Annotated in this window: 19 protein-coding genes; 6 read left to right on the top strand and 13 right to left on the bottom strand. The window is 68.4% G+C overall.

Annotated elements, in window-relative coordinates; all coding sequences use genetic code 11:
- Window positions 1-660: HNH endonuclease signature motif containing protein (locus QOJ24_RS14715; RefSeq protein ID WP_526262375.1), on the top strand; the 660-nt coding region annotated here is incomplete at its 5' end.
- A gap of 15 nt (window positions 661-675) precedes the next feature.
- Here the strand turns inward: QOJ24_RS14715 and QOJ24_RS14710 are convergent.
- Genes QOJ24_RS14710 through QOJ24_RS14700 form a run of 3 tightly spaced genes read right to left on the bottom strand, consistent with a single transcriptional unit; the run spans window position 676 to window position 3,290 of the window.
- The gene (locus tag QOJ24_RS14710; protein WP_526262373.1) at window positions 676-960 is read right to left on the bottom strand and encodes a hypothetical protein; all 285 of its coding nucleotides are present in this window, start codon (window positions 958-960) and stop codon (window positions 676-678) included.
- A 42-nt stretch (window positions 961-1,002) separates the two neighbouring features.
- Window positions 1,003-2,475 (bottom strand): aldehyde dehydrogenase, encoded by a 1,473-nt coding sequence (locus QOJ24_RS14705; RefSeq protein WP_526262371.1) that lies wholly within the window; start codon window positions 2,473-2,475, stop codon window positions 1,003-1,005.
- Between the two features lie 53 nt (window positions 2,476-2,528).
- A complete protein-coding gene (locus tag QOJ24_RS14700; protein WP_526262369.1) occupies window positions 2,529-3,290 on the bottom strand; it encodes a class I SAM-dependent methyltransferase in 762 nt (253 codons plus the stop codon).
- A 66-nt stretch (window positions 3,291-3,356) separates the two neighbouring features.
- Here QOJ24_RS14700 and QOJ24_RS14695 point away from each other — a divergent pair, with 66 nt between their 5' ends.
- Window positions 3,357-4,529, top strand: a complete 1,173-nt coding sequence (locus QOJ24_RS14695; protein ID WP_526262367.1) for a glycosyltransferase family 4 protein — start codon at window positions 3,357-3,359, stop codon at window positions 4,527-4,529.
- Here the strand turns inward: QOJ24_RS14695 and QOJ24_RS14690 are convergent.
- The 3 genes from QOJ24_RS14690 to pgfA are packed head-to-tail and all read right to left on the bottom strand — an operon-like array spanning window position 4,526 to window position 8,638.
- Window positions 4,526-5,740 carry a cytochrome P450 gene (locus QOJ24_RS14690; protein ID WP_526262365.1) on the bottom strand — a complete coding sequence of 405 codons (1,215 nt, stop codon included), beginning with the start codon at window positions 5,738-5,740 and terminating at the stop codon, window positions 4,526-4,528. The genes QOJ24_RS14695 and QOJ24_RS14690 overlap by 4 nt on opposite strands.
- 46 nt (window positions 5,741-5,786) lie before the next feature.
- Window positions 5,787-7,448, bottom strand: coding sequence for an MmpA family trehalose lipid delivery protein (locus QOJ24_RS14685; protein WP_526262389.1), 1,662 nt, complete (start codon window positions 7,446-7,448; stop codon window positions 5,787-5,789).
- Window positions 7,445-8,638 carry a cell envelope lipid trafficking protein PgfA gene (pgfA, locus tag QOJ24_RS14680; RefSeq protein ID WP_526262363.1) on the bottom strand — a complete coding sequence of 398 codons (1,194 nt, stop codon included), beginning with the start codon at window positions 8,636-8,638 and terminating at the stop codon, window positions 7,445-7,447. Before pgfA ends, QOJ24_RS14685 begins: the two co-directional genes overlap by 4 nt.
- Before the next feature lie 235 nt (window positions 8,639-8,873).
- Here pgfA and QOJ24_RS14675 point away from each other — a divergent pair, with 235 nt between their 5' ends.
- From QOJ24_RS14675 to QOJ24_RS14665, 3 genes are read left to right on the top strand one after another with little or no spacing between them, the layout of a single operon-like run.
- Window positions 8,874-9,977, top strand: a complete 1,104-nt coding sequence (locus QOJ24_RS14675) for an acyltransferase family protein (protein ID WP_526262387.1) — start codon at window positions 8,874-8,876, stop codon at window positions 9,975-9,977.
- A 27-nt stretch (window positions 9,978-10,004) separates the two neighbouring features.
- The gene (locus tag QOJ24_RS14670; protein WP_526262361.1) at window positions 10,005-10,757 is read left to right on the top strand and encodes a ZIP family metal transporter; all 753 of its coding nucleotides are present in this window, start codon (window positions 10,005-10,007) and stop codon (window positions 10,755-10,757) included.
- A 37-nt stretch (window positions 10,758-10,794) separates the two neighbouring features.
- A complete protein-coding gene (locus QOJ24_RS14665; RefSeq protein WP_526262359.1) occupies window positions 10,795-11,352 on the top strand; it encodes a DUF4352 domain-containing protein in 558 nt (185 codons plus the stop codon).
- 14 nt (window positions 11,353-11,366) lie between these two features.
- On the opposite strand, the gene QOJ24_RS14660 is transcribed toward QOJ24_RS14665, so the two are convergent.
- Genes QOJ24_RS14660 through QOJ24_RS14645 form a run of 4 tightly spaced genes read right to left on the bottom strand, consistent with a single transcriptional unit; the run spans window position 11,367 to window position 18,183 of the window.
- On the bottom strand, window positions 11,367-12,833 hold the full coding sequence (locus QOJ24_RS14660; RefSeq protein ID WP_526262357.1) for an AMP-binding protein: 1,467 nt from the start codon (window positions 12,831-12,833) through the stop codon (window positions 11,367-11,369).
- Window position 12,834: 1 nt separating this feature from the next.
- Window positions 12,835-13,812: a phosphotriesterase family protein gene (locus QOJ24_RS14655; protein ID WP_526262355.1), complete on the bottom strand. Its 978-nt coding sequence runs from the start codon at window positions 13,810-13,812 to the stop codon at window positions 12,835-12,837.
- Window positions 13,758-18,035, bottom strand: a complete 4,278-nt coding sequence (locus QOJ24_RS14650; RefSeq protein ID WP_526262353.1) for an alpha-(1->3)-arabinofuranosyltransferase domain-containing protein — start codon at window positions 18,033-18,035, stop codon at window positions 13,758-13,760. Before QOJ24_RS14650 ends, QOJ24_RS14655 begins: the two co-directional genes overlap by 55 nt.
- Window positions 18,010-18,183 carry a DUF2613 domain-containing protein gene (locus QOJ24_RS14645; protein ID WP_105348436.1) on the bottom strand — a complete coding sequence of 58 codons (174 nt, stop codon included), beginning with the start codon at window positions 18,181-18,183 and terminating at the stop codon, window positions 18,010-18,012. The genes QOJ24_RS14650 and QOJ24_RS14645 overlap by 26 nt, the downstream gene beginning before the upstream one ends.
- Before the next feature lie 23 nt (window positions 18,184-18,206).
- Between QOJ24_RS14645 and QOJ24_RS14640 the strand changes: the two genes are divergently transcribed.
- Entirely contained in the window at window positions 18,207-19,358 is a 1,152-nt protein-coding gene (locus tag QOJ24_RS14640) for a glycoside hydrolase family 3 N-terminal domain-containing protein (RefSeq protein ID WP_526262351.1), read from the top strand.
- 9 nt (window positions 19,359-19,367) lie between these two features.
- Here QOJ24_RS14640 and QOJ24_RS14635 read toward each other — a convergent pair whose 3' ends face one another.
- The 3 genes from QOJ24_RS14635 to QOJ24_RS14625 are packed head-to-tail and all read right to left on the bottom strand — an operon-like array spanning window position 19,368 to window position 23,324.
- Window positions 19,368-20,543, bottom strand: coding sequence for an amidohydrolase family protein (locus tag QOJ24_RS14635; RefSeq protein ID WP_526262349.1), 1,176 nt, complete (start codon window positions 20,541-20,543; stop codon window positions 19,368-19,370).
- Window positions 20,530-21,837 (bottom strand): class-III pyridoxal-phosphate-dependent aminotransferase, encoded by a 1,308-nt coding sequence (locus tag QOJ24_RS14630; protein WP_526262347.1) that lies wholly within the window; start codon window positions 21,835-21,837, stop codon window positions 20,530-20,532. Before QOJ24_RS14630 ends, QOJ24_RS14635 begins: the two co-directional genes overlap by 14 nt.
- A complete protein-coding gene (locus QOJ24_RS14625; protein ID WP_526262345.1) occupies window positions 21,834-23,324 on the bottom strand; it encodes an amino acid permease in 1,491 nt (496 codons plus the stop codon). Before QOJ24_RS14625 ends, QOJ24_RS14630 begins: the two co-directional genes overlap by 4 nt.
- Between the last annotated feature and the right edge of the window lie 22 nt (window positions 23,325-23,346).

The following is a 23,346-nucleotide window of genomic DNA, read 5'->3' as shown; positions in this document are numbered from 1 at the left end:
GACGCCGCCGTTGCCGAGGCCACCGCCGACGCCGCGGCTGGAAACGGTGTGCGGAAGCCCGCGACGCCGTCGGGGTCGCCGGCGCTGCTGCTGGGCCGCGGCGCCATAGCCCAGCCGCTGTTGGTCGAGGCGATCCGCAACGGCGCGAAGATCACCCCGATCCGCATGGCCGACACCGAGCCTGAGCCGCATTATCGGCCCTCACCTGAGTTGGCCGAGTTCGTCCGGGTGCGGGACCTGTTCTGCCGCTTCCCCGGTTGCCCGGTGTCCGCTGACCGCTGTGACATCGACCACACCCGGCCGTGGCCCTGGGGACCCACCCACCCGTCGAACCTGACCTGCAAATGCCGCAGACACCACCTGATGAAAACGTTCTGGACCGGCATCGGTGGCTGGGCTGATAAACAGCTTCCCGACGCGACATTGATCTGGACCGGTCCCAGCGGCAGGACTTACAACACCCATCCCGGTAGCCGGCTGTTTTACCCGAACTGGAACGTCACCACCGCCGAACTACCTGCACCCGCCAAGCACCCACCACCGAACGCCGAAGGTCGCGGGCTGATGATGCCGCGTCGAAAACGCACCCGAGCCGCCGATCTCGCCGCGGTCATCAAGGCCGAACGCGAACTCAACCGGCGTGACACCGCGCCGTTCTAAGACGCGACGGCCCAACTACTTCCGCCTCCACCGCACCACGAAGTAAACGGCAACCGCGGCGAACGGTGCGATCAAGAAGAGCAGTCCCACGCATGACGGCGCGGGGTCGTTCAGCGCGGGGAAGTAGCGCTCCAGCCGTGTCAGCGAATACCCGACCAGGGTGAGGACCCCGATGGCAACAGGCATCCAGTACGCGTTGACCGCGGGCCTGATTGCCCTCTCTTCGCCGGGGTCGCCGACGGGATCCGGTGCCCGACCCTCCAGGTCAGCTATGCACGCCTCGAGGTCGTCCTTGTCCATCAGCGAATGATCTCACCTCGGAAGGCGGCGTGGTGCGAGCTGCTACTCGGGCTTATAGCCGAACGGCAGCAGCACGCTCTTGGCTTGGGTGTACTGCTCGATACCCTCCGGCCCGTTTTCGCGGCCGATGCCCGAGTTCTTGTAGCCACCGAACGGCGCGCCGGGGTCGAACGCGTACATGTTCACGGCGTAGGTGCCGGTGCGGATCTTCGACGCGATCTTCATCGCCTTCTCGTTGTCGGTGGTGAACACGCTGCCCGCGAGGCCATACGGTGAGTCGTTGGCGATACGCACCGCGTCGTCCTCGGTGTCGTAGGGAATGACCGCCAGCACCGGGCCGAAGATCTCCTCCTGGGCGATGGTCATCGAGTTGTCGACGTCGGCGAAAACCGTTGGCTGCACGAACCATCCGCTGTCCAGGCCCTCGGGTCGGCCGCCGCCAGCGACCAGCCGCGCACCTTCCTCGACACCCTTGCGGATGTAGCCCTCGACGCGCTCGCGCTGCTTTTCGGAGATCAGCGGGCCGATCATGGCACCGGCATCGTCGGGTAGTCCGACCGGCATTCCGGCCGCCGCGGCGCTGATCTTCTCGACGACCTCGTCGTAGCGTGACCGCGGCGCCAGAATTCGGGTCTGGGCTACGCAGGCCTGACCGGAGTTCATGAATCCGGAGAACGCCAGCATCGGGAGCGTCGAGTCCAGGTCGGCGTCCTCGAGGATGATTGCCGCCGACTTGCCGCCGAGCTCCAGCGAGCACGGCTTGAGCTTCTCGGCGGCCAGCTTGCCGATCTCCTTGCCCACCGCGCTCGAACCGGTGAACGTGAACTTGTCGATTTCCGGGTTGGCGGTCAGCGCGCGGCCGGTCTCCGGTCCGCCAGGCACGACGGACAGCACGCCTTCGGGCAGCCCGGCCTCGGCGAAGATGTCGGCCATCGCGAACAACGACAGCGGCGTCTCTGCGGCCGGCTTCACCACGATCGTGCAGCCCGCGACCAGCGCCGGGCCCAGCTTGTTGGCCGCAAGGAAGAACGGCACGTTCCACGCCGTGACGGCGGCGACGACGCCGATCGGCTCTCGCAGCACCATCGTCTCCCCGTAGACGCCCTCCCGGAAGTCGCGCCAGGTGAACTTGTCGGCGGCGCCGGTGTAGTACTGGAACGCCGCCATCGCCGCGCCGTACTGCATCATGTCGACGATGGTCGGCGGCTGACCCGTCTCGGCGGCCAGCAGGAACTTCAGTTCGTCGGCGCGCTCCTCCATCAGCTTCACCGCGGCGCCGAGCACAGCGGCCCGCTCGTGAGGCGACATGTGTGGCCACGGACCCTCGTCGAAGGCCTTCCTGGCGGCCGCGCATGCGGCGTCGACGTCGGCCTTGCTCGCGAGCGGAACCTTGCCGACGAGCTCGCCGGTGGCGGGCGAGTGCACTTCGATGACATCGGCCGTGGCGGGTTCGGTCCACTTGCCGCCGATGAACAGCTTGTCCCACTCGGTCTTGAAGGCAGTGCTCTGAGTCATGGCGCCACCCTACCCACCATCGGGCAAAACGAGAACATGTTTCAGTCGAGTGATCACGACGGACGAAGGACGAGCACCAGGTTGCTCACCAGAAACTCCCGCAGCAGCGGGACCTTGGCCATCCACCAGGCCCATCTGGGGTGGTAGCGGGGAAATGCGGCGACCAGAGCACCTGTGCCCTCGCCGAAGTCGATGCCGTCCGCGGCCGAGACGGCGAACAGTGACGAGCCGTAGTTGTTCTTCGCCGGATGGCCGTGTTTGCGGGTGTAGCGGGCTGCGGCGCGGGCGCCGCCGAGGTAGTGGGTCAACCCCATCTCGTGCCCGCCGAACGGGCCGAGCCACACCGTGTAGGACAGCACGGCCAGACCGCCCGGCTTGGTGACCCGAAGCATCTCCCTGGCCAGCCGCCACGGCTCCGGCACATGTTCGGCGACATTCGACGACAGGCAGATGTCCACGCTGGCGTCGGCGAACGGCAACGCCATGCCGGATGCGCGCACGTAGGTGGCGGTGCCGCCCGTCGCGGGCCCGCTGTGCATCTCCGCAGGGTCGGGTTCAACGCCGACGTAGACGAACCCCGCGTCCTCGAACGCCGTCGCAAAGTAGCCGGGCCCCCCGCCCACGTCGAGCAGGACCAGGCCCGCACGGGACTCCCGGTGAGTCGCCAGCCACAGGTCGCCGACCATCGCGGCAGTGTCCTTGGCGAGTGCGGTGTAGAACCGGGTCGGATCGCTGCGCTCGAAGCGGAACTGCGACAGCAGCCGCACCGAGCGGGACAGCGTCGCCCGCCTGGCGAAGACGTCGGTGGCGGACATCCGACGAACGCTTGCGTGAGGAGACGACATCAATGCCGACCCTATGCAGCGGTTACGCTGGCACGGATGTCTGGCCGCCCCGTACGCTCCGTGCTCCTGCTGTGCTGGCGGGATACCGGCCATCCGCAGGGCGGCGGCAGCGAGGCATACCTGCAGCGCATCGGCGCGCAGCTGGCCGCATCGGGTGTCGACGTGACGTTGCGGACCGCGCGCTATCGAGGCTCGGCCCGCCGCCAGGTCGTCGACGGTGTGCGTATCGACCGCGCAGGCGGCGCCTACTCCATCTACATCTGGGCCGGGCTTGCGATGGTGGCCGCCCGGTTCGGGCTCGGACCGCTGCGACGGGTGCGCCCGGACGTGGTCATCGACACCCAGAACGGCCTGCCCTTCCTGGCCCGCCTTGCCTACGGCCGCCGAGTCGTCGTGCTCGTGCACCACTGCCACCGCGAACTCTGGCCAGTGGCAGGCCGATGGAAGGGCCGCTTCGGCTGGTTCGTCGAGTCGCGGCTGTCGCCATGGCTGCACCGGCGTAACCAGTACGTCACCGTGTCCCTTCCCTCGGCGCGGGATCTCACCGACCTCGGCGTGGACGCCGCGCACATCGCAGTGGTTCGCAACGGGCTCGACGAGGCGCCGGCGCAGACGCTCGAGCTGCCGCGCGCCGAACACCCGCGCATCGCCGTGCTCAGCAGGCTGGTGCCGCACAAGCAGATCGAGCACGCGCTCGATGCGGTCGCCGAGCTGCGGCCGAGGATGCCCGGTCTGCATCTCGACATCGTCGGTGGCGGCTGGTGGCACGATCGCCTCGTCGACCACGCGCGGCTGCTCGGTGTCTCCGACGCGGTGACGTTCCACGGCCATGTCGGTGATGCCGTCAAACACGAAGTGCTGCAGCGTAGTTGGGTGCATGTGCTGCCGTCGCGTAAGGAGGGTTGGGGTCTCGCTGTCACCGAAGCCGCACAGCATGGCGTGCCGACGATCGGCTACCGGTGCTCCGGCGGGCTGACCGACTCGATCGTCGACGGCGTGACCGGCCTGCTGGTCGACGACCAGGACGAACTGGTGGTGGGCCTCGAGCGGCTGCTGACCGATCCGGTATTGCGCGATCAGCTCGGCGGCAAGGCGCAGACCCGTAGCGGCGAGTTCTCCTGGCGCCAGAGTGCCGATGCGATGCGCACGGTGCTGGACTCGTTGCTCGCCGGCAAGCGGGTCAGCGGTCTGATTTCGACTGCAGGCTAGGCGGCGTCGAAGGCGACCGGAAGTGTTGTCGGTCCGCTGATCCCGACCATCGGCTTCCATCCCGGGATGCCGTCGCGCCGCAGATTGTGCATCCGACTCGACATCACCCGCAGCGCCTCGGCCATCTCGCGCCTGGCCAGGTTGGCGCCGAGGCAGTAGTGCGCGCCTGCGCCGAAGGTCTGCATCGGCGGCGCGTCCTCGCGGGTGATGTCGAAGCGGTCCGGCTCGACGTAGACGTCGGGGTCGTGATTGGCCGCGGCCGTATTGCACATGACGAACGTGTCCGCGGGAATCATCACGCCCGCGATCTCGACGTCCTGCGTCGTCATCCGTAGGGCACCGAAAATGACTGGGCAGAAGCGCATTACCTCTTCCACCGCCTTCATCGCCAGCTCCGGCCGCTGCGCCAGCAGCTCCCACTGCTCGGGATAGTCGCAGAACACGTCGACCGCCGCGGCGACCTGATTGCGCGTCGTGTCAGTGCCTGCCATCAGAATGCCTGCGGCGAGCATCCTGAGTTCACTGATCGTCAGCCTATCGCCGTCGTCCTCGGCACGGATCAGCTCCGAAATCAGGTCTTCGGTGAGCGATGCGCGCCGGGTGGCGACCATGCCGTCGATGTAGTCGTCGAGTTCTCCCCATGCCGTGAGGATGTCATTCTCGTACTCGGCGACCTGCCAGCTGAACAGCTTGAAGAAATCGTCGGCCCAGTCGGAGAACAGCCGCCAATCGTCACGGGGCGCGCCGAGCAGGGCAGAGATGATCGGTACCGGGTAGGGCCGCGCGACGTCCGCGACGATCTCGCATCGCCCACTCGCCGCCAGCGGCTCGATCAGCCCCGTGATGACGTCGACGATGATGCCGTCGAGGCGTGCGACCGACCGCGGGGTGAACGCCTTGGAGACCAGGCGGCGCAGCCGTGTGTGGTCCTCGCCGTTCATCGCCAGCAGGCTGGTCGTGGCGCGCTGCCACAGCGGGCCGGATGTGATGCCCTGCGCCTCGAGACCCAGTCCCCTCGGCACCTGGAACCGCGGATCGCGCAGCGTCGCGCGTACCAGCTCGTGGCTGAGGATCTCGGGACCGTGCGCGCCCATGGCGATTGGCCCCTGCTCGAGGGCCTTGCGGAGATTTCGGTGAGCCTCGTCGGGGCTGGACGCCAGTTCGTAGTCGACGGCCGGCAACTCCGCTTCGAAAACGCTGGGAATGATCATGAAGACCATGGTTCTGCCCTGTGAAAAGGGTCACTAGCGTAGTCGGCTACCCCACCCGTCTACGCAACCGTCCGACCAGCACCAACGCCCCTCCGCCGACCAGCATCGCCAGCCACACCCCGTGGGTCAGCAACATCAACCCGCGGTGCGACGCGGCGGGCAGGTCGCCGCCGATCCGGGTGACCGTGACGTCGTCGCCGGTTTCGACAACCAGCCAGCCCACGCCCGCACGGGCGAGGGCATCGCGATCGGCGCCCGTCGCCAACAGTCGTTCGACATCACGGGACTTGCCGCCCTCGCCGGGCACCAGCCGGCCCGAGATCATCAGGTCGCCGGTCGTGAACACGTCGGCGCGGACCCAGCGCGGCAGCGGATCCAACACGGGCGCGTCGCCCGCCCAGTCGAACTGGCGCATGCTGGCCGCAGGCACCACGGCGACCGGACGCGGATCGGCATTGATCGCTGCCGCCGCTGCCGCCCACCCCGGTGGGTATCGCACCGCGACGACCTTGCCGCCCACCCCCCACGCAAGATCGGGCAGTGTCGCTATCAAAGCCAGCGCGCACACCGCCGCGGCGGCGAACCCGGGCACCCACCGTCGCAGCGTCACCACCGAGCCCGCGGCGGCGAGCGTGTAGGCAGGCACGGCCAACGCCACCCACTTCTGCGCGTCGCGCACCAGCCCGAGACCCGGCAGGGCCCGGACCATCGACTCCACGGCTGCCAGACCGGGACCTGTCGCCATCAGCGTCGGCACCACGACGGCGACGGCGGCAAGGACGATCAGCGGAACCGCGGCGGGCACCCGCGCGACGACCGGCAGCCCGGCGACAACCACAGCCAGCAGAACGACAGCGGCGACTACCGCGAAAAGCGTTGTGCGGGAGGCGGGTACGGCCTCACTGTTCCAGATCCCGCCCAGGCTGGCCAGGCTGCCGATGGTGGCCAGGCCGGGCTCGGCCCGTGCGGCGAAAGCGCCGACGCCCTCGGCCTGTGACGATGACAGCGAGCCCGACACCGCCGCGGCCGTCAACCATGGCAGCGCCCCGAGCACCGCCGCGCCGACCGCGAGGATCGCGCACAGCTTGCGCGGCCGCCCGGAGCCTGGCGCCAGCGAGCAGACCAACGCCACCGTCGCGGCAAGCAACAGGCCCGTCGGAGTCAGCCCGGCCAGCGCGGTGAAGAAGGCTAGCGCGGCGATCTCCAGCCACAGCGGCGTCGTGCGCTCCGACCGCATCCGCAGCACCGTCGCCGCCACCCACGGCAGACACCCGTAGCCGACCAACAGGCTCCAGTGCCCCTGCAGAAGGCGTTCGGCGACATAGGGATTCCACACCGCCAGCGTCGCCGCGACGAATCCCCCGCAAGCGGGAGGTGCCCCCAGGCCCCCCGCCCCCGAGGCAGGCAGCACCGCAGCGGCGAGCCGGGCGCTGCCCCAGCCCGCAAGCCAGAGCCCGGCGATCAACAGCACCTTCACCACGACACCGCCGTCAAGCACGTGCGAAGCCAGCGCCACCGCGAAATCCTGCGGAAGGGCTCGCGGCGCAGCGTCCGAAAGGCCGAGTGCCGCATCGGACAGGTAGGACCGCGGGGTGGAGACGGCATCGCGGAGCAGCAGATAGCCGGGTGCCAGCAGCGGCGCGGTCACCACGAGAGAGAGCGCCAGCGCATAGGCCGGCGCCCAGAACCTGGCGAGATGACGACTTATCGGTCCGGTGGCTGTCTGGGCCGCTGCGTCGGGAGCTGCATCTTCTCGGTCTTCGCCTCGGCGCCCGGCACCTTGATGCCCTGGGTGTCGAAGAAGCCGTGATCGGCCTCGTCGAGACCGGGATCGATCAGCGCGGACTCCGCACGCATGCTGAACGAACCCAACAGCGCGCCGCCGATCAGCGAGACCAGTCCGATCGCGGTGAAAGTGATCGGCAGGATTCGTCCCCACAGGGCCACCCGGTCCCGCTCATCGCGGGCGGCGGCGATCTGGGACTCGACCGTCTCCTCGTTCGAGGTGACGGTGTAGTCGACGAACGTCACCTCGGGCCGCAGCGCCTCGCGCGCGAAGTACTGGTTGGCCCGTTCCTTCGTCTTGACGATGGTGCCCGACACCGGGTCGACCCAGAACGTGCGCTGGGCGGCGTAGAAGCGGGTCATCGTGATCGGTTCCTCGGGCGCACCGGGCACGCCCCACATCCCCGCTGGGGCGGTCACCTGGCTGTCCTCGTCGTCGTCGTACAGCGAGGCGTACTTCACCGGCTCGGCGAGCTTGCCGCCGGCGTCGTAGCCGACGTTCTGAGTGAACCGGTAGGTGGTCAGTCCGTTGACGTCTTCCTCACCGTCGTAGTTGGCGTCGAACGCCTTCTGGGCTATCGGGTCGAAGAACGGGTACGTCTTCTTCTCGGTGTCGAACGGGAAGCGATACGCCAGCCCGTCGTGCGGCAGCGCGATGTTGGTCGGCGGCTGGTCGTCCTCCATCGTGCGCGGCTTCTGTACGGCGCCACCGGGATTGCTCTCGCTGGACACTGCCATCGCGGTCTTGCGGTCAAGGGTGACGGTGTCGACCAGAGCCAGCAACAGGCCGTTGTCCTGTTGCTTGTCGGAGCGTCGCAGCGTTGTTCCCACCTGAAGGGTTACGACGTCGGCGTTGGACGGCGCCTCGACGCTGATCTGCTGCTGCTGAGACACCGGGGAGTTCTTGCTCACCTCGAACTTCGGAGCCGACAACGACGCCGGGTCGAAAGCCGTCCCCGTTCCGTCGCTGACCAGCGTGGCGTCCAAGTCCAACGGAATCTTGGTGATCTTGCTCTTGGTGTATGTCATGAGCAGCAGCGCGGCGATCAACAGGGCAGCGCCCAGCCCCAAGATCCCGCATGCCGCGATACGCAACGCCACTGCGCGATTCAAACCGTTCCTCCCTGGGCTGATGTCGCCGGCCATCCGGCTCCTGGTTTGATGTCGCCGGCCACCCGGCTCCGTCGGTTTGGGCGATCCCAATGGCTAGCGACCCTAACAGCACAGACTAAGGCCCTCACTTACTACGACGGCTTCCGCGCCCGGCACACTGGTCGCTGTGGTGGCGTCGGAAGTGCGGTCTGCGGGAGTCGGAGGTACCCGCGGCTTCCTGCCCCCCGTCGAGGGCATGCGCGCCTGCGCTGCCGTCGGCGTCGTCATCACGCACGTCGCGTTCCAGACCGGCCACACCGGCGGGGTGGCGGGACGGCTGTTCGGTAGGTTCGACCTGGCCGTCGCGGTGTTCTTCGCGCTGTCGGGTTTCCTCCTGTGGCGCGGCCACGCCGCAGCGGCCCGCGGCCTGCGGCAGGTTCCGGCCACCGGGCACTATCTGCGGTCCCGGCTGGTCCGCATCATGCCCGCCTACCTGGTGGCAGTCGTGGTGATCCTGACCCTGCTGCCCGACGCCAAGGCCGATCTGACGGTCTGGCTGGCCAACCTGTCGCTGACCCAGATCTATGTGCCGCTGACGCTGACCGCCGGACTGACCCAGATGTGGAGCCTGGCCGTCGAGGTGAGCTTCTACATCGCGCTACCCGTGTTCGCGCTGCTGGTGCGCCGGGTACCGGTGCGGGCACGGATTCCTGTGCTCGCCGCCGCAGGCGTGCTGAGCCTCGGCTGGGCGCTGATCCCTTTCCACACGCCGGTGGGTGTTAGTTCGGTGAACTGGCCGCCCGCCTTCCTGTCGTGGTTCGTCGCGGGCATGTTGCTGGCCGAACTGACGGTGACCCCGGTCGGGCTGCCGCACCGGCTGGCGAGGAGGCGGATCGTGATGGCGGTCGTCGCGGCGGCCGCGTTCCTGGTGGCGGCCTCGCCGTTGGCGGGCCCCGAGGGCCTGACGCCGGGCACGGCGCACCAGTTCATCGTCAAGGTTGCGATGGGCGCGGTGCTTTCGGGGGCGCTGATCGCCCCGCTGGTACTCGACGCGCCCGACACCCCGCACCGGCTCCTGGGCAGCACCACGATGGTGACGTTGGGACGGTGGTCCTACGGGTTGTTCATCTGGCACCTCGCGGCGCTGTGGATGGTGTTCCCCATCATCGGTGAGTTCGCATTCAACGGGCACATGCCGGTGGTGCTGGTGCTGACGGTAATGATCGGCTTCGCGATCGCAGCGGTCAGCTATGCACTGGTGGAGTCGCCGTGCCGGGTTGCCCTGCGGCGCTGGGAGTATCGCCGCAGCAGCCCCGCCGAGCCTGCTCCGCCGTTGGATAGTGCCGTCACAAGCGGTTGAGCGCATGGGCACCGGGTACAGATAACTGTGCCTGGCTGGCTGGAAGCGGGATGGTGGGGCCTCGTCGCCGGCGGCGCGCTGGTGGTGGGCGCAGTCATCGCCTGGGTGGCACACGTGCCCGCTCGAGTGGTTGCATCGGTGATGGCGTTCGGCGCGGGCGTGTTGATTTCCGCACTGGCGTTCGACCTGGTCGACGAAGCCGAGCAGTCAGGCGGAATCCTCGCTGTGGCAATCGGGTTCCTCGGCGGTGCGGCAGCATATGTGTCGGCCAACGCGGTGCTCGCCCGCTACGGCGCTCAACATCGCAAGCGTTCGCACGGCCATCAGCCCACCGAGGAGCAGCAGGATGGCAGCGGGACGGCGATCGCCGTCGGCGCCCTACTCGACGGAGTGCCGGAGTCCGTCGTGCTTGGAGTATCGCTGATCGGCGGGCACGGTGTCGGCGTCCCCGTACTGGCAGCGGTCTTCATCTCCAATCTGCCCGAAGGGCTTTCGAGCGCCGCGGGCATGAAGGAGGCCAACCGCCGCGCTCGCTATGTGTTCGCCGTCTGGATCGGGATAGCGGTGCTCAGCGGCTTGGCTGCGATGTTGGGCTACCTGCTGTTGGACGATGCGTCGCCGTTCCTGATCGCCGTGATCACGGCGATCGCCGCTGGCGCGATCCTGGCGATGATCGCCGACACGATGGTGCCCGAGGCGTTCTCGGAGACCCACATTCTGACCGGGCTGATCACCACCCTCGGCTTCCTGACGGCCTTCGCGGTCGAGCGGCTCAGCTAACTGCCGAATGCCGAGACGCGATCACCATCGACCTGTAATGCTGGCGTGTGTCGCGTCAAGAAGGACGGTCGGGCAGCGGAGGGAGAGCAACATTTTCAAAGCCCGTATCGCCACCGTGTGCGGGGCAGCCGCCACCGCAGCGGTCATTGCCGCGTGCGGCTCGGGAGGTACCGAGGAGAACTCTGGTCAGCCGCCCGCTTCGCCGCAGTCATCCGCCGAGTCGGCTAACGGCACCCAGGACGGCGACCTCGTGTTCACGCTCGACCGGGTGGAACGCGATTGGGTGGACCCTGATCACACGCGCGCGCCTCAGGGCACCTGGGTGCTCATACCGGTAACCGCCAAAAACGTCGGTGACGGCGCACAGACCTTTCGTGCGGAAGACCAGAAGCTGAAAGAGCCGGGAGGACAGGACATAACCCCGGACACGAACACGATGGACGTGAAGTTCCCGGGCCACAAGGCGGTAACGGTAGAGCCCGGAAGCCAGTCGCTTGTCTACCTCTTGTTCGACGTGCCATTCGGTGTCTTACCGAACAAGTTAGAACTGCATGAATCCGCGCAGTCTCCTGGAGTGACTCTCGATCTGCCCTAGCCGCTGACGTGCCGTCAGGAGTGCGCCCGAGCCAGCCTCGCGATGACGTCGTCGCGCACAGCCGACCGCCGTGCCTTGCCCGCGTCGTCGCGCAGCGGCGTGTCGGTGAACTCGACCGTGCGCGGCACCTTGTAGCCGGCGATGCGGTCAGCGAGGAAGGCAACGGCGGCGGCCTCGTCGAGCCCGTCGGCCTGCACGATCGCATAGGGCACTTGGCCCATGTCGTCGTCGGGCACCCCGACGACCAGACACGACAACACATCCGGATGCTCGCACAGCGCTGATTCGATTTCCGCGGGATACACGTTGCGGCCGCCAACGGTGAACATGTCGACGCGTCGGTCGTTGAGATAGAGGAAGCCGTCGGCATCGAAGTAGCCGAGGTCGCCGAGCGAGTCCCAGCCGTCGCGGCTCTTCGCGGTCGAACCGATGTAGCGGTAGGTCGGCGGGCTGCCCGGCGCCGGCCGCATGTAGATTTCACCGCTGACGCCGGGCGGGCATTCGTTGCCGTCGTCGTCGAGCACCTTCATCTCACCGGCGACGACGACGCCCACCGAGCCGGGATGGCTCAACCACTGATCTCCGGAGATGAACGTCAGCGCCTGAAGTTCGGTGCCGCCGTAGAGCTCCCAGACCTTTTCGGGCCCGACCAACTCGATCCAGGCCTGTTTGATCGCGGGCGGGCACGGGGCGGCGAGGTGCCAGAACCGCCGGATCGACGACAGGTCGTAGGCATCGGGGTTCGCGCGGTACACGGGCAGCAGCCGCTGCATGATCGTCGGCACCGTCGCCAGGAACGTGACCCGGTGCTCTGTCACCAGCGATAGAAATTCATGGGGATCGAAGCGCGGCATCAGCACGAGGTGGTGGCCCTGCACCAGCCCGACGGCGAATGTCGTGAAACCGGTGTTGTGCGACAACGGAACCGACACCAGGTTGACGTCGCCCTCCTGCGCGCCGAGCGGATACCCGGCCCTAGGCGGAAACCGGCTGTCCCCGCCCGCCTCGATGAGCTTGGGCCGACCGGTGCTGCCGCCCGAAGCCATCGACTTCCACACCGGCGAAACCACCTCGGGCAGCGCGGCGTCCGACAGCGCCGGGTCCGGCATGAAACCCGCAGGTACGCTTGGTGTTTCCCCTCGTGGATCAGCGCGGCCGACGATGAGTGCCTGCGGGCGCAGATCCAGCAGTGCCTCGAGTTCGGCGTCGGGCAGCCGCGCCGACAGCGGCGTGGGCGTCGCGCCGAGCTTCCATGCGGCCAGTACGGACTGCGCCCACTGGATCGAGTTGGGCAGCACGATCGTCACGTAGTCGCCGACGCCCACACCGCGCTCGGCGAACGCACGCGCCAGCCGGTTGCTTGACGTCTCGAGTTCACGGCGGGTCAGCATCTGGCCCGAGCAGGTGATCGCGGGCGCATCGGGATCGGCAGCCGCCAGCGCCGCTACCTGGGTGCCGATCGGTGGCGTCTCGTCGGCCACCTCAGTAGCCGCCCTGCGCGGAGAAGATCTTGCGCGGGTTGTCCACCATCATCGTGGTGATCTGCTCGTCGGTCACCCCGCGCTGCTGCAGGGCGGGCAGCACATCGTCGGAGATGTGCAGGTAATGCCAGTTCGGCATGGCGACGGGGATGATCTCCTCCGGCAGCCAGTCGTTGAAGCACGCGGCGTCGTGGGACAGCACCATCTTGTCGGCGTTCCCCCGCTCGCACATCGTCGCCACGGTGTTCACCCGCTGCTCGGTGTTCAAAAAGGTGTCGAGGCCGAACCGGTCCATGCCGATATAGGAGCCGTTGCCGATCAACTCCTCCAGATAGCCGATGTCGGTGGAGTCGCCGCAGTGCCCGATCACGACGCGGGACAGGTCGACACCCTCCTCGGTGAAGATCCGCTGTTGCTCCAGCCCCCGCCTTGTAGCGGCATGGGTGTGTGTCGATATCGGAACGCCGGTCTGGCGGTGAGCCTGCGCGACCGCGCGCAGCACCCGCTCGACGCCGGGGGTGACGCCCGGTTCGTCGGTGGCGCATTTGAGGATTGCCGCCTTGATGTCGGTGCCCCCAATGCCCTCGGTGATGTCGCTGACGAACATGTCGGTCATGATCTCGGGGCCGTCCAGCAGCGTGCCGGGTCCGCGGAAGTGGAAGTACATCGGCAAATCGTTGTAGGTGTAGATGCCTGTGGCGACGACGATGTTGACGTCGGTGGCCGCGGCGATGCGGGCGATGCGCGGGATGTAGCGGCCGAGGCCGATCACCGTCAGGTCGACGATGCTGTCGACTCCGCGCGACTTGAGCTCGTTGAGGCGCTCGATCGCATCGGACTCCCGCTTCGCCTCGTCGCCGATGACTTCGGGGTGGTTGTCGTTGATCTCAGGGGACAGCACGAAGACGTGTTCGTGCATCAACGTCACTCCGAGGTCGGCGGTATCGATCTCTCCTCGAACGGTATTGAGTTGCGGCACCCCGCTGATGCTACCGACGCGGCAAGCGCCGCTACCGAGATCAGCGCAAGCAGTTGGACGCCCGCGGAGTGCCCGGCGTAGCCGTCCACCGAACGCCACGGGTTCTGCGACAGCACCGCGCCTGCCAGGATCAGCCCGCCCGCGCTTGTGCCGACGGTGAGGGCGTCGTTGAGTCGGGGCCGATCGCGCAGCAGGTACCGGACGCCGATCGCCGCGCCGACGACTACGACCCCTGCGATGCCTGAGATGACGGCGCCGACGACGAGGATCGCCGCACCCGTCGCGACACCACTGGGCCGCCATGGCTCCGCCGGGTCGGCGCGCGGCGGTGAGCGGCGCGCGGGCACCAGCGCCAGCAGCGCGAGGATCGGCAGCAGCGCCAGCCCGCCCACGATGCCGGCGCGGTAGACGGTGTTGGAGCCGAACGACAAGGTGATGCTGCCTGACGTGCCCGCAGGCACGACCCAGCCCTGCTGCCAGCCGTTGACGGTCACCGGGCTCAGCTCGGCGCCGTCGACGGTACGGGCGGTCCAACCCGGGTTGATGCTCTCGGGCACCACCAGGATGCGCGACGCCTGCGACGCAGGCACATCCACCTCTCGATGGTCGGCACTCCATGTGTGCGTCTGAACGAGGATCGTTGCGGCGGTCGGCAATTGACGGCCAAGGGGACCGACGAGCGCCCCGCCGTCGACGACGAACTCCGCGCCAGGGCTGATCAGCAGTTCCTGCTGTCCCGACGGCAGCGCGATGGGGTCCGGCCGACATGCCTTCGCCGGAATCGGGTCGCCGTCGAGCAACGCGCCGACGGTGGTGTCGATCTCGGTCTGGATGAACTGGCCCGCGACCGCGATGACCGGCCCGCGGCCACACGGCAGCGTCACGAGACGCTCCCTGTTGCGCGCGGCGTCGGCAGCCGCGATGGGCCTGCCGCGTGCATCCAGTGCCGTGATCTCGGCCAGGCCCGGCGGCTTGATCTGATCGAAACCCAGTGCCGTGCGGTCGATCACGTCGTCCCAGTCGAGAAGCGAAACCTTGACCGTGTCGGTGAGCGTCGGCCGCAGCGATACCGTCTGTGCTGTGTCGCCGGTGAGGCGGCGTACCTGTGGGCCGTCGCCGAGGTCGATCGCCACCAGCGTCGGATGCGCGGGCAGCGTCGAGGTACTCGGAGTCAGCCGCAGGCCGCCCACCTCTTGGGCGGCAGGCAGTTTCACCGTCAGGTTGGGCGGCGTGCGGAACTGCGCGACGCGCTGCGGTGCGGTCCACGTGGTGTGCGGGTCCCCGTCGGTGGCCGCGTAGACGGAGCCGAGTACGTCGATTGGGTCGGAGTCGCCTTCGGCCCTCGCCGTGCCGGGTTGTCTGATCAGGTCGGCGAGATTCGGCCCTTGCCGCGGACGCACCCACACCGTCGGCGTCACCGATATGGGTTCCGGCACCGACAGTGTGCGACTGAGGTTCACCGGCTCTTCCGGGGCGAGCGCCATGGTCGCCGCGCAGTGCACGCCGTCGGGTCCGTCGGCACAACCGGACCGGCCGAGCAACTCCGACCCCAGATCCCATTGTGCGACAGCGGCATTCGGCGGCGGTCCGGGGACAGAAACGGTATGGCGCAGTTCGATCGGCTGGGCGAAACCGGAGGCGTCATACTGGGTGACGGTGAAATCGGTGATGCCGAACTGCACGCCGGGTGACCCGTCGTCCGTGCCGACCGCGGTGATCCGCACCCACGGCGTCTCGCCGTACGGCAGCGCCGCGGTGATCGGCTTGCCCGGCTCGTCGAAGCGCAGCGTGCTCGTGCCGTTGAGCGTGGAGATCTCGATCCGACGAACCTGCGCGCCGACCGCCGTCGCGCTGGGTGTGACGGTGATCGTGGCGTTGGTGACGGGATGGTCGAAATCGACCTGAAGCCACTGGCCGACTGCGGACTGCAGGCTGTTGGACACCCAGCTTGTCGACGAGTCGCTGTCGATGGCGGCGGTCGGTCCTGCCGCGGGCGCGACGTTGGGCAGTGCGGTGGAGTCCGCCGCCGAACTCGACACCGAGATGCGGCCGCCGCCCCAGTCGCCGTGTACCAGGCGGGCATCGCCTGCGGGATAGTCGGGTACGCGGTTGAAGGTATGCCGCGCATCGCCTTCCGCGCGGATCGCCGACGAATGGTCGTCCACGCGCCCGTAGTCGGTCTCGCGGGCCAGCGGGGTGTCGGTGACGGTGACGACCGGTGTCGGGAGCCCTGCGCGCTGCGCGTCCGCGGTCAGCAGCATGGGCCCCAGCGGCGGCTGGTGAGTCAGGCTGCGTCGCTCGTCCAGCCGCAGCAGCGCCTCAGGTCCGCCGTCGACGCGGGCCATCGCGTCGGTGTCGGTGAGGTACGGAGCACCCGGTTGGGCGGGAGCATCAACGCGATAGATCTCGACCGCCGGGTACTTCGGCCGCAATCCGCTGTCGGTGATGAAGCCCTGCAGCGTGCCCGGCCCGACCTGTTCTCCGAACTCGGCGACCTTCGACAGTCCCCGTGAGCCGTCGATCGCCCGGTGTACCAGCACCGGCCTTGCCGACCGCGACGTCTCCGGGTCGAGGTCGTTCCGGACCACGACATACGAAATACCCTGCCGGGCAAGGGTATCCGCCAGACCGGCCGATGGTCTTCCCGCCGCGAAAAGCCGCTGCACGGAATCCAGCGCGCGAATAGTTTCCGGGGGTGTCAGCGGAATCGAGTCGCGCACACCCCACGGGCTGCTGCCGAGCACCTGAAGCGGCTCGTCATGACTGGATCCCCACACCTGCGTGGCGAACGGGGCACCAGGCGCTACCAGCACCCTGCCCGGAGGCGAACCCTTGTTGTGCTCGTCGAGCCAGGCCGCCGTCTCGTGCCAGTACCGCGGGATCGCGTCGAACGCGCCAGGTGGGGTCAGCCGACCCGTCCACGCCAGCGACGTGCCGGTGGTCACCGCGACCAGCACCACGATCCCGACGGCTACCCGCTTGTCGTTCTCGGGATGCGCGAAGCTGTGCACCCACTCCCGCCGCGGCACCGACCCCGGCAGCGGCAGGCCGCCGAGCAGATGGGCCAGGCCCAACACCAAGGGCAACCGGATCAGGGGCTCCAGCTTGTGCACGTTGCGTAGCGGGGTTCCGCCCGCGTCCAGGAACATCTGAACCGCATGGGCCAGAGGCGATCCGAGGCCACCTGCATATCCGGCGGCCAGCAGCGCGATACCGATCAGCAGGATCGTCACCAGCCGACCGCGGGCAGGCATCGTGCGCATCGCCAACCCGGCGAGGCCCGCCGCGGCGACCAGTGTGGTGGCCAGCACCGCAACCGTGCCGGTGACAAGTGTCGCGCCTGCGGTGGCGTCGGGCGCGACGAACGGGGTCCAGCTGTCGGTGCCGCGAAGCATCTCCGTCAGCGACGTCCATTGTGTTGTGACACCGGAGGATTCGATGAAGTCGAGGAACGGCGGGCTGATCCGGCCGAGCATGACCAGCGCGACCACCCACCAGGTGACGGCCAGCACCGCACCGAGGGCCCACCATGCGGTGAACCGCAGCCACAATCGGTTCGGCCGGTGGCAGGCCCACCAGATCAGCGCCGGCAGACAGCCGGTGAGGGTGGCCACCGCGTTGACCGCGCCCATCAGGGCGAGCGCCAGCGCCGACCGCGCGGCGAGTACCCGAACCGACCCCTGGCCTGCGGCCGTGGACCCATCGCAACCGCGCAGTGCAACGACCACGGGCAGCAGCACCCACGGCGCCAGCATCATCGGCAGTGTCTCCGACGAGATGGCGCCGATCGTGGTCAGTACACGCGGCGACAGCGCGAACGCCGCGGCGGCGATCACCCGCGAGCCCGGCGAGCCGATGCCCAACGCCTCGGCCAGCCGCAGCAGCCCCCAGAATCCGACGGTCAGCAGCAGCGCCCACCACAGCCGCTGGGTCACCCAGCCCGGCAGCCCCGCGATGTCGCCAATGAGGAAGAAGGCGCCGTGCGGGAACAGGTAGCCGTAGGCCTGGTTCTGCGCCTGGCCGAACGGCAGCTCGCTGTTCCACAGGTTCAGCGCGCGCGCCAGGAACCGCAGCGGGTTGGCGGTGAGGTCGAGCTTGGTGTCCGGCGAGATCTTGCCCGGCGACTGCGCGAACGTCAGGGCCAGCGTTACAGCCGCGACCAGCCAGAGCCAGCGGCGAGCAAGGGGCGGCGCGAACCTAGCTTCGGTCGCCGTACTCGACACGGTTCAGCACGGCCGACGCCGGATCGCCTGCCTGCACCGGCGGCTTGGTGTCCTGCTGCACCATCAGCGTGATCCCGAAGATGGCGGCCGCACCGAGCAATAGGCCGACGACGATGCTTGCCGCAGCGGGCACCAGAAACCGGTCCATGCGGCCCAAACTAACATGCGCACATGTCCCTTCCCCGTCTCCTGGGTGCCATTGCGGCGCTGACCGGCCTTTTGGTGGGCTGCTCGTCCACCCCCGAGAAGCCCTCCGCAGAGCCCAAACCGTCGAACACCTCGATGGACCGGCCGCTGCCCGCCGCACCCGTGCCGCCCGCCTGCGGCGACGTGCTTGCGGCGATGTCGACCCGCGACAAGCTGGCCCAGCTGCTGATGGTCGGTGTCACGGGGGCCGACGACGCTCGCGCCGTGGTCGACAACCAGCACGTCGGCGGCATCATGATCGGCAGCTGGACCGACCTGTCGATGATGGGCCCGCCCCTGGCCGACATCGCCGGGTCAGCAGGCCCGCTGCCGCTCGCGGTGAGCGTGGACGAGGAGGGCGGCCGGGTGTCCCGCCTGGCGAACCTGATCGGCGCCCAGCCGTCGCCCCGGGTGCTCGCGCAGACGAGGACCCCCGACGAGGTCCGCGGCATCGCGTTCCAGCGCGGTCAGGCCATGCGCAATCTCGGCGTCACGATCGACTTCGCGCCGGTCGTCGACGTCACAGAAGAATCCGATGACGAGGTGATCGGCGATCGCTCGTTCGGCTCGGATCCCGCGCAGGTCATCGCGTTCGCAGGCGCCTATGCCCAAGGGCTGCGCGACGCCGGCGTGCTGCCGGTGCTCAAGCACTTCCCCGGCCACGGTCACGCGTCGGGCGACTCCCACGAGGGTGGCGTCGTCACCCCGCCGTTGGACGAACTGAGAACCAGCGACCTCATCCCGTACCAGACGTTGACCACCGAGGCGCCGGTCGCCGTCATGGTCGGCCACATGCAGGTGCCCGGCCTCACCGGCAACGTTCCCGCCAGCCTCAGTCCGGCCGCCTACGGGCTGCTCCGCTCGGGCGGCTACGGCGGCCCCGGGTTCGGTGGCCTTGTCTACAGCGATGACCTGTCCAGCATGGGTGCCATCAACCAGCGCTACGGCGTGGCCGACGCAGTGCTCAAGGCGCTGCAGGCCGGTGCCGATGTGGCGCTGTGGGTGACCACCGACGAAGTGCCCGCGGTGCTGGACGGGCTGGAGAAGGCCTTGGCGGCGGGAGAGCTCTCGCAGGGCCGCGTCGACGAGGCGGTGCTGAAGGTGGCAGGCCAGAAGGGGCCCAATCCGAAGTGCTGACGGGCTGAGCTACAGGCCGTAGACGCGGGCGGCGTTGTGCACGCCGATCATGTCGACGATCGCGATCGCATCCTGTTCGGCGCAGTCGCCGGTGCGCACCCACTCGCCGAGCACCAGGCCCATGGCGCGCCGCCACAGCACCGCCCCGAGCAGGTGGAGCTCCGGCGGGCCGAAGGCATCCGACGAGTAGAGCTGCTTGGCGAAGGGCGCGGTGTCGAGCGCCTCGCCGACAAGCGCGACCGATCGGCTGCCGAGATAGTTGATGGCAAGGCCCACATCGAAGTTCACGTGATCGAACGCCTGCGCCAGGTAACCGGCCTGACGGTGGAACGGGTAGCAGTGCAACAGCAGCACCGGTACCGGTGTCATCGCGCGCAACAGCGGAAGCAGCAGCAGCGGATCGGTGCGGTTGAGATCGAGGTCGCGGTCTCCGAAGCCGACGTGCACCTGCACCGGCAGCCCGTGTTCAGCGGCCTCGTGCACGCCGAAGGCGATCAGAACGGGGCTGTCGACCCGTAAGTCGTTGCCGTGCGAGGCGAGTGAACGGGCGTGTTCGACGACCGCGACGTCGGTCGGGCGCGACCAGTCGATGTCGAAGTTGGTGCGGTAGGCGGCAATCGTCTTGGTGCCGACGATGTCCGGTGAGTCCGCCGCCGCCTGCAGGGCAGCCCGGAACGCGGCGGGGAAGTCGTCGGGATCGGTCCCCGTCTCGAGCAGATCCTCGGTCAGTCGTTCCAGCCGCAGGATCTCCGATGCCGGCCTGCCGCTGAGCTCAGCGAGCTGTTCGGGCGTGGTGAGCAGGTCGCCCTTGAACCCGGTGTCGACGATCCAGCGGGATACGCCCGCCCCGGCCAGCATCGCTTCGGCCAGCTCGTCGGGGCCGAGCTCGCTGCGGCGGGCCCAGTAGTCGTCGGCGGGCGCATGCGCCGATAACCCCAGAACCGGTGCGCACCAACGCCGGATCGCCAGGCCGAGCGGAGAGTCGAACATCGTCATGAAATCAGGAACGGGATCGGTCGACCCTTCGTTGATCGATGCCTCGAAGCCGGCCCGGTCGATCGGCTTGTTGAACGCGCCGTGCACGTGATGGTCAACCAACGCAATGGTGCGCAGACGATCGGCCAGTGCGTCGGGCACCCGATCCTCCAGCCCGCTGAAAACGTCGGGCGCTTCACCAGCCGGCATACCGCGCGACCTCCTCCGCGTCCACCTTCCCTGCGGCGGCGTCCGCGATGGCGTCGCCGAGAATGGCGGCCGCCCGTGCCGCCTCGTCCTCGGTCAACACCAGCGGCGGCGTGATCTCCAGGACGTTGCCGCCGACGTAGAACACCACCGCACCCAACTCCCAGGCTCGGTAGACGACCTGCGCGGCGAACCGCGGGTCGCGGTCACCGGTCTGCGGGTCGACGAGTTCCAGCCCGATCGCCAGGCCGCGACCGCGCACCTCGCCGATGCGGTCGGCGCCCGGCGACCCGGCCAGTCCTCGTAGCGCGTCCGCAAGGGCCGCACCGACTTTCGCCGCGTGCTCGGCAAGCCTGTCGGCGACGATCGTGGCCAGCACCGCCCGGCCTGCCGCCGTGCACACCGGGTTGCCCGCGGTGGTCAGCAGCGCCGCGGCGGGCGGCTCGTCGAGAATCTCCGCGGGGCCGACCGCAGCCGACAGCGGAAGTCCGCCGCCGAGCACCTTGCCGAACGCCACGATGTCGGGCACCACGCCGTCGTGTTCGAACGCGTGCATGGTGCCCGGCCTGCCCAGACCCATCTTGACCTCGTCGCAGATCATCGGCACGCCGTGGGCACGGCAGCGTTCATGCAGTTGCGCGAGGAAGCCGTCCGGCGGAACCACGAGCCCGCCGTCGGACAGAATCGGCTCGACGATCAAGCAGGCGATGGACCCCGTCGACAGGTGCGTCTCGGCGAGGTCAAGGCACGCGGCGACGTCGGCGTCGACATCGCCGCTCGCGGACCGAAAAGGGTTGGGGTAGGGAAGGAAGACGACGTCGGCATCCGGTGTCGCCCCGGCGTCGACGTGCACGCCCGAAACGCCCATCGCTACGCCAACGCCGCCGTGATAGCTGTGCTCGAACGCGACCACCGTGCGCTTGCCCGTCGCGTGTCTGCACGCCCGAAGGGCGACATCGCAGGCGTCAGACCCCGCGTGTCCCAGATAGACCCGTCGTTCGCCGGTGCCAGGGACCAGTGCCAGCAGATCCTCTGCAAGGCCGACGGAATCGGGATGCACCGCTGAAAGCCCGCCCGCGCCAGGCGCCGTGCGCACTGCCCGGCTGACCGCTTCGACGACCGCGGGGTGGCCGTGGCCGAGGCCGCTTGCCGTCCAGGTGGCCGACAGATCGAGCAGTTCGCGACCGTCGGGGGTGACCAGTGTCGAGCCGTGCCCGGACACCACCTCGAGCGGGAAGAACCGCAGCTTCTCGATGCCCGCGATCGAGGCTTCGTCCCGCTCGTAGAGCGTGCTCACGACTTCAAGTTCAATTCGGCCGACAGCGATTCGCCGACGCGCTTGGCGATACCCGAGGCCGCCAGCGCGATGACCAACCCGACGATGCACCAGTAGAGACCGAGAAGCGGTGCAGCGGACCATGTTTCGGCGTCCTTGACGTTGAACCACAGCACCACCACGATCACCAGCGCACCCAGCAACGGCAGCGCCAGGCCGAGCGCCTTGCCCTTGCCGCCGTGCACGTCGAGGAACTTCGGCGCGCCGACGAACCACGCCGCGGCGATCTCGACCAGCAGGTAGCACACCATCAGGCAGACCGAACCCGCGACGGCGAAAAGGAAGTAGGTGTCGATCGCGTCGTTTCCGGTGCCCATGTCCGGCCAGCCGAGCGCCGCACAGATGAGGTTGACCACCAGTGCGACAACGACGACCAGCCAGGTGGCGCGGCGCGGGCCACCGGTCGCGGCGTGGATGTGCGCCAGCGCTTTCGGGCCGAAGCCGTCGCGGGCGAACGCATAGAGCATTCGTCCCGAGGTCGCCGATGTCGCGAGGTGACAGCCGAACGCGGACACGATCGCGGTGAGGATCACGACAAGGCCGAACCACTGGCCGACGTAGGTATTGCCGAGGTCGCCCAACGTGTTTCCCGAACTCTGGAACGCGTCGAGCCCGGCCTGGTCGGTGCCGAACCCGTTGACCTGAGCGAACATCACGACGACGAACAGCACGCCGGTCAGTAGCAGCGTGCCCGCCAGCGCGCGCGGGATGTTGCGGCCGGGGTTGTCGGTCTCCTCACCCATGGATGCGCACGCCTCGAAACCCGCCCAGGACAGGAATGCTGCGACCACGCCTGCGAGAACCGCCGATGGCGTGACGCCACCGCCGGAGAAGGAGAACACCGAGAAGTCGATTCCGGTCGACGGCGCACCTCCCTTGGCGAAGATCACGATGACGAGGATGACCATGGCCAGGATCCCGACGCCCTCGATGGCGAGAAGGATCTTGGCGAGCAGCCTGATGTCGCGGCCGGAGAGAAGGAACGAGACCACGGCGGCGATGACGACGATCACCACCCACGGCGCCTGGGACGGGTTTTCGTTGTCGGGTTGCATGGCGGCGATGAACGCGTTGGTGAACGCCGCGGTCAACGCGAGCGTGCCGATCGAGAACGCCCAATAGGCGCCGAGCATCGCGAAGCCGGCGAAGAATCCCGCCCTCGGCCCGATGGTGCCGCCGACCAATCCGTACGACGAGCCGGCGTGGTTGAGGTGCCGGGTCAGCCGGACGAAGCTGTAGCCGACCAGCGATACGCCGACCAAGCCGATCAGGAACACCAACGGGATCGACTTCCCAACGGTGCCGATCAGGCCCTGACCGTTTCCCGACATCGCCAGGGTCGGCCCGACGAGGGCGACCGACAGCGCCAGCGCCACCCAGAACGGCAGCTGCCGCCGCGGGATCTGGTCGACCTCGTCCGACGGGCCTGCCGGTGTGCTCGTGGTCATCGATATCTCCTTCGTGCAGTGA

Origin of the sequence: Mycobacterium sp. (assembly GCF_032159775.1) — a bacterium.
In the GTDB taxonomy this organism is placed as follows: Bacteria; Actinomycetota; Actinomycetes; order Mycobacteriales; family Mycobacteriaceae; genus Mycobacterium.
This window is presented reverse-complemented; position numbering and strand designations above follow the sequence as displayed.

Bases quoted from the DNA above. Each gene is read 5' to 3' on its own strand.
- QOJ24_RS14645 (WP_105348436.1), bottom strand. From the start codon at position 18,183: ATGGACCGGTTTCTGGTGCCCGCTGCGGCAAGCATCGTCGTCGGCCTA.
- QOJ24_RS14695 (WP_526262367.1), top strand. From the start codon at position 3,357: ATGTCTGGCCGCCCCGTACGCTCCGTGCTCCTGCTGTGCTGGCGGGAT.
- QOJ24_RS14635 (WP_526262349.1), bottom strand. From the start codon at position 20,543: ATGCCGGCTGGTGAAGCGCCCGACGTTTTCAGCGGGCTGGAGGATCGG.
- QOJ24_RS14675 (WP_526262387.1), top strand. From the start codon at position 8,874: ATGCGCGCCTGCGCTGCCGTCGGCGTCGTCATCACGCACGTCGCGTTC.
- QOJ24_RS14640 (WP_526262351.1), top strand. From the start codon at position 18,207: ATGTCCCTTCCCCGTCTCCTGGGTGCCATTGCGGCGCTGACCGGCCTT.
- QOJ24_RS14625 (WP_526262345.1), bottom strand. From the start codon at position 23,324: ATGACCACGAGCACACCGGCAGGCCCGTCGGACGAGGTCGACCAGATC.
- QOJ24_RS14705 (WP_526262371.1), bottom strand. From the start codon at position 2,475: ATGACTCAGAGCACTGCCTTCAAGACCGAGTGGGACAAGCTGTTCATC.
- QOJ24_RS14710 (WP_526262373.1), bottom strand. From the start codon at position 960: ATGGACAAGGACGACCTCGAGGCGTGCATAGCTGACCTGGAGGGTCGG.
- QOJ24_RS14700 (WP_526262369.1), bottom strand. From the start codon at position 3,290: ATGTCCGCCACCGACGTCTTCGCCAGGCGGGCGACGCTGTCCCGCTCG.
- QOJ24_RS14690 (WP_526262365.1), bottom strand. From the start codon at position 5,740: ATGATCATTCCCAGCGTTTTCGAAGCGGAGTTGCCGGCCGTCGACTAC.
- QOJ24_RS14665 (WP_526262359.1), top strand. From the start codon at position 10,795: ATGCTGGCGTGTGTCGCGTCAAGAAGGACGGTCGGGCAGCGGAGGGAG.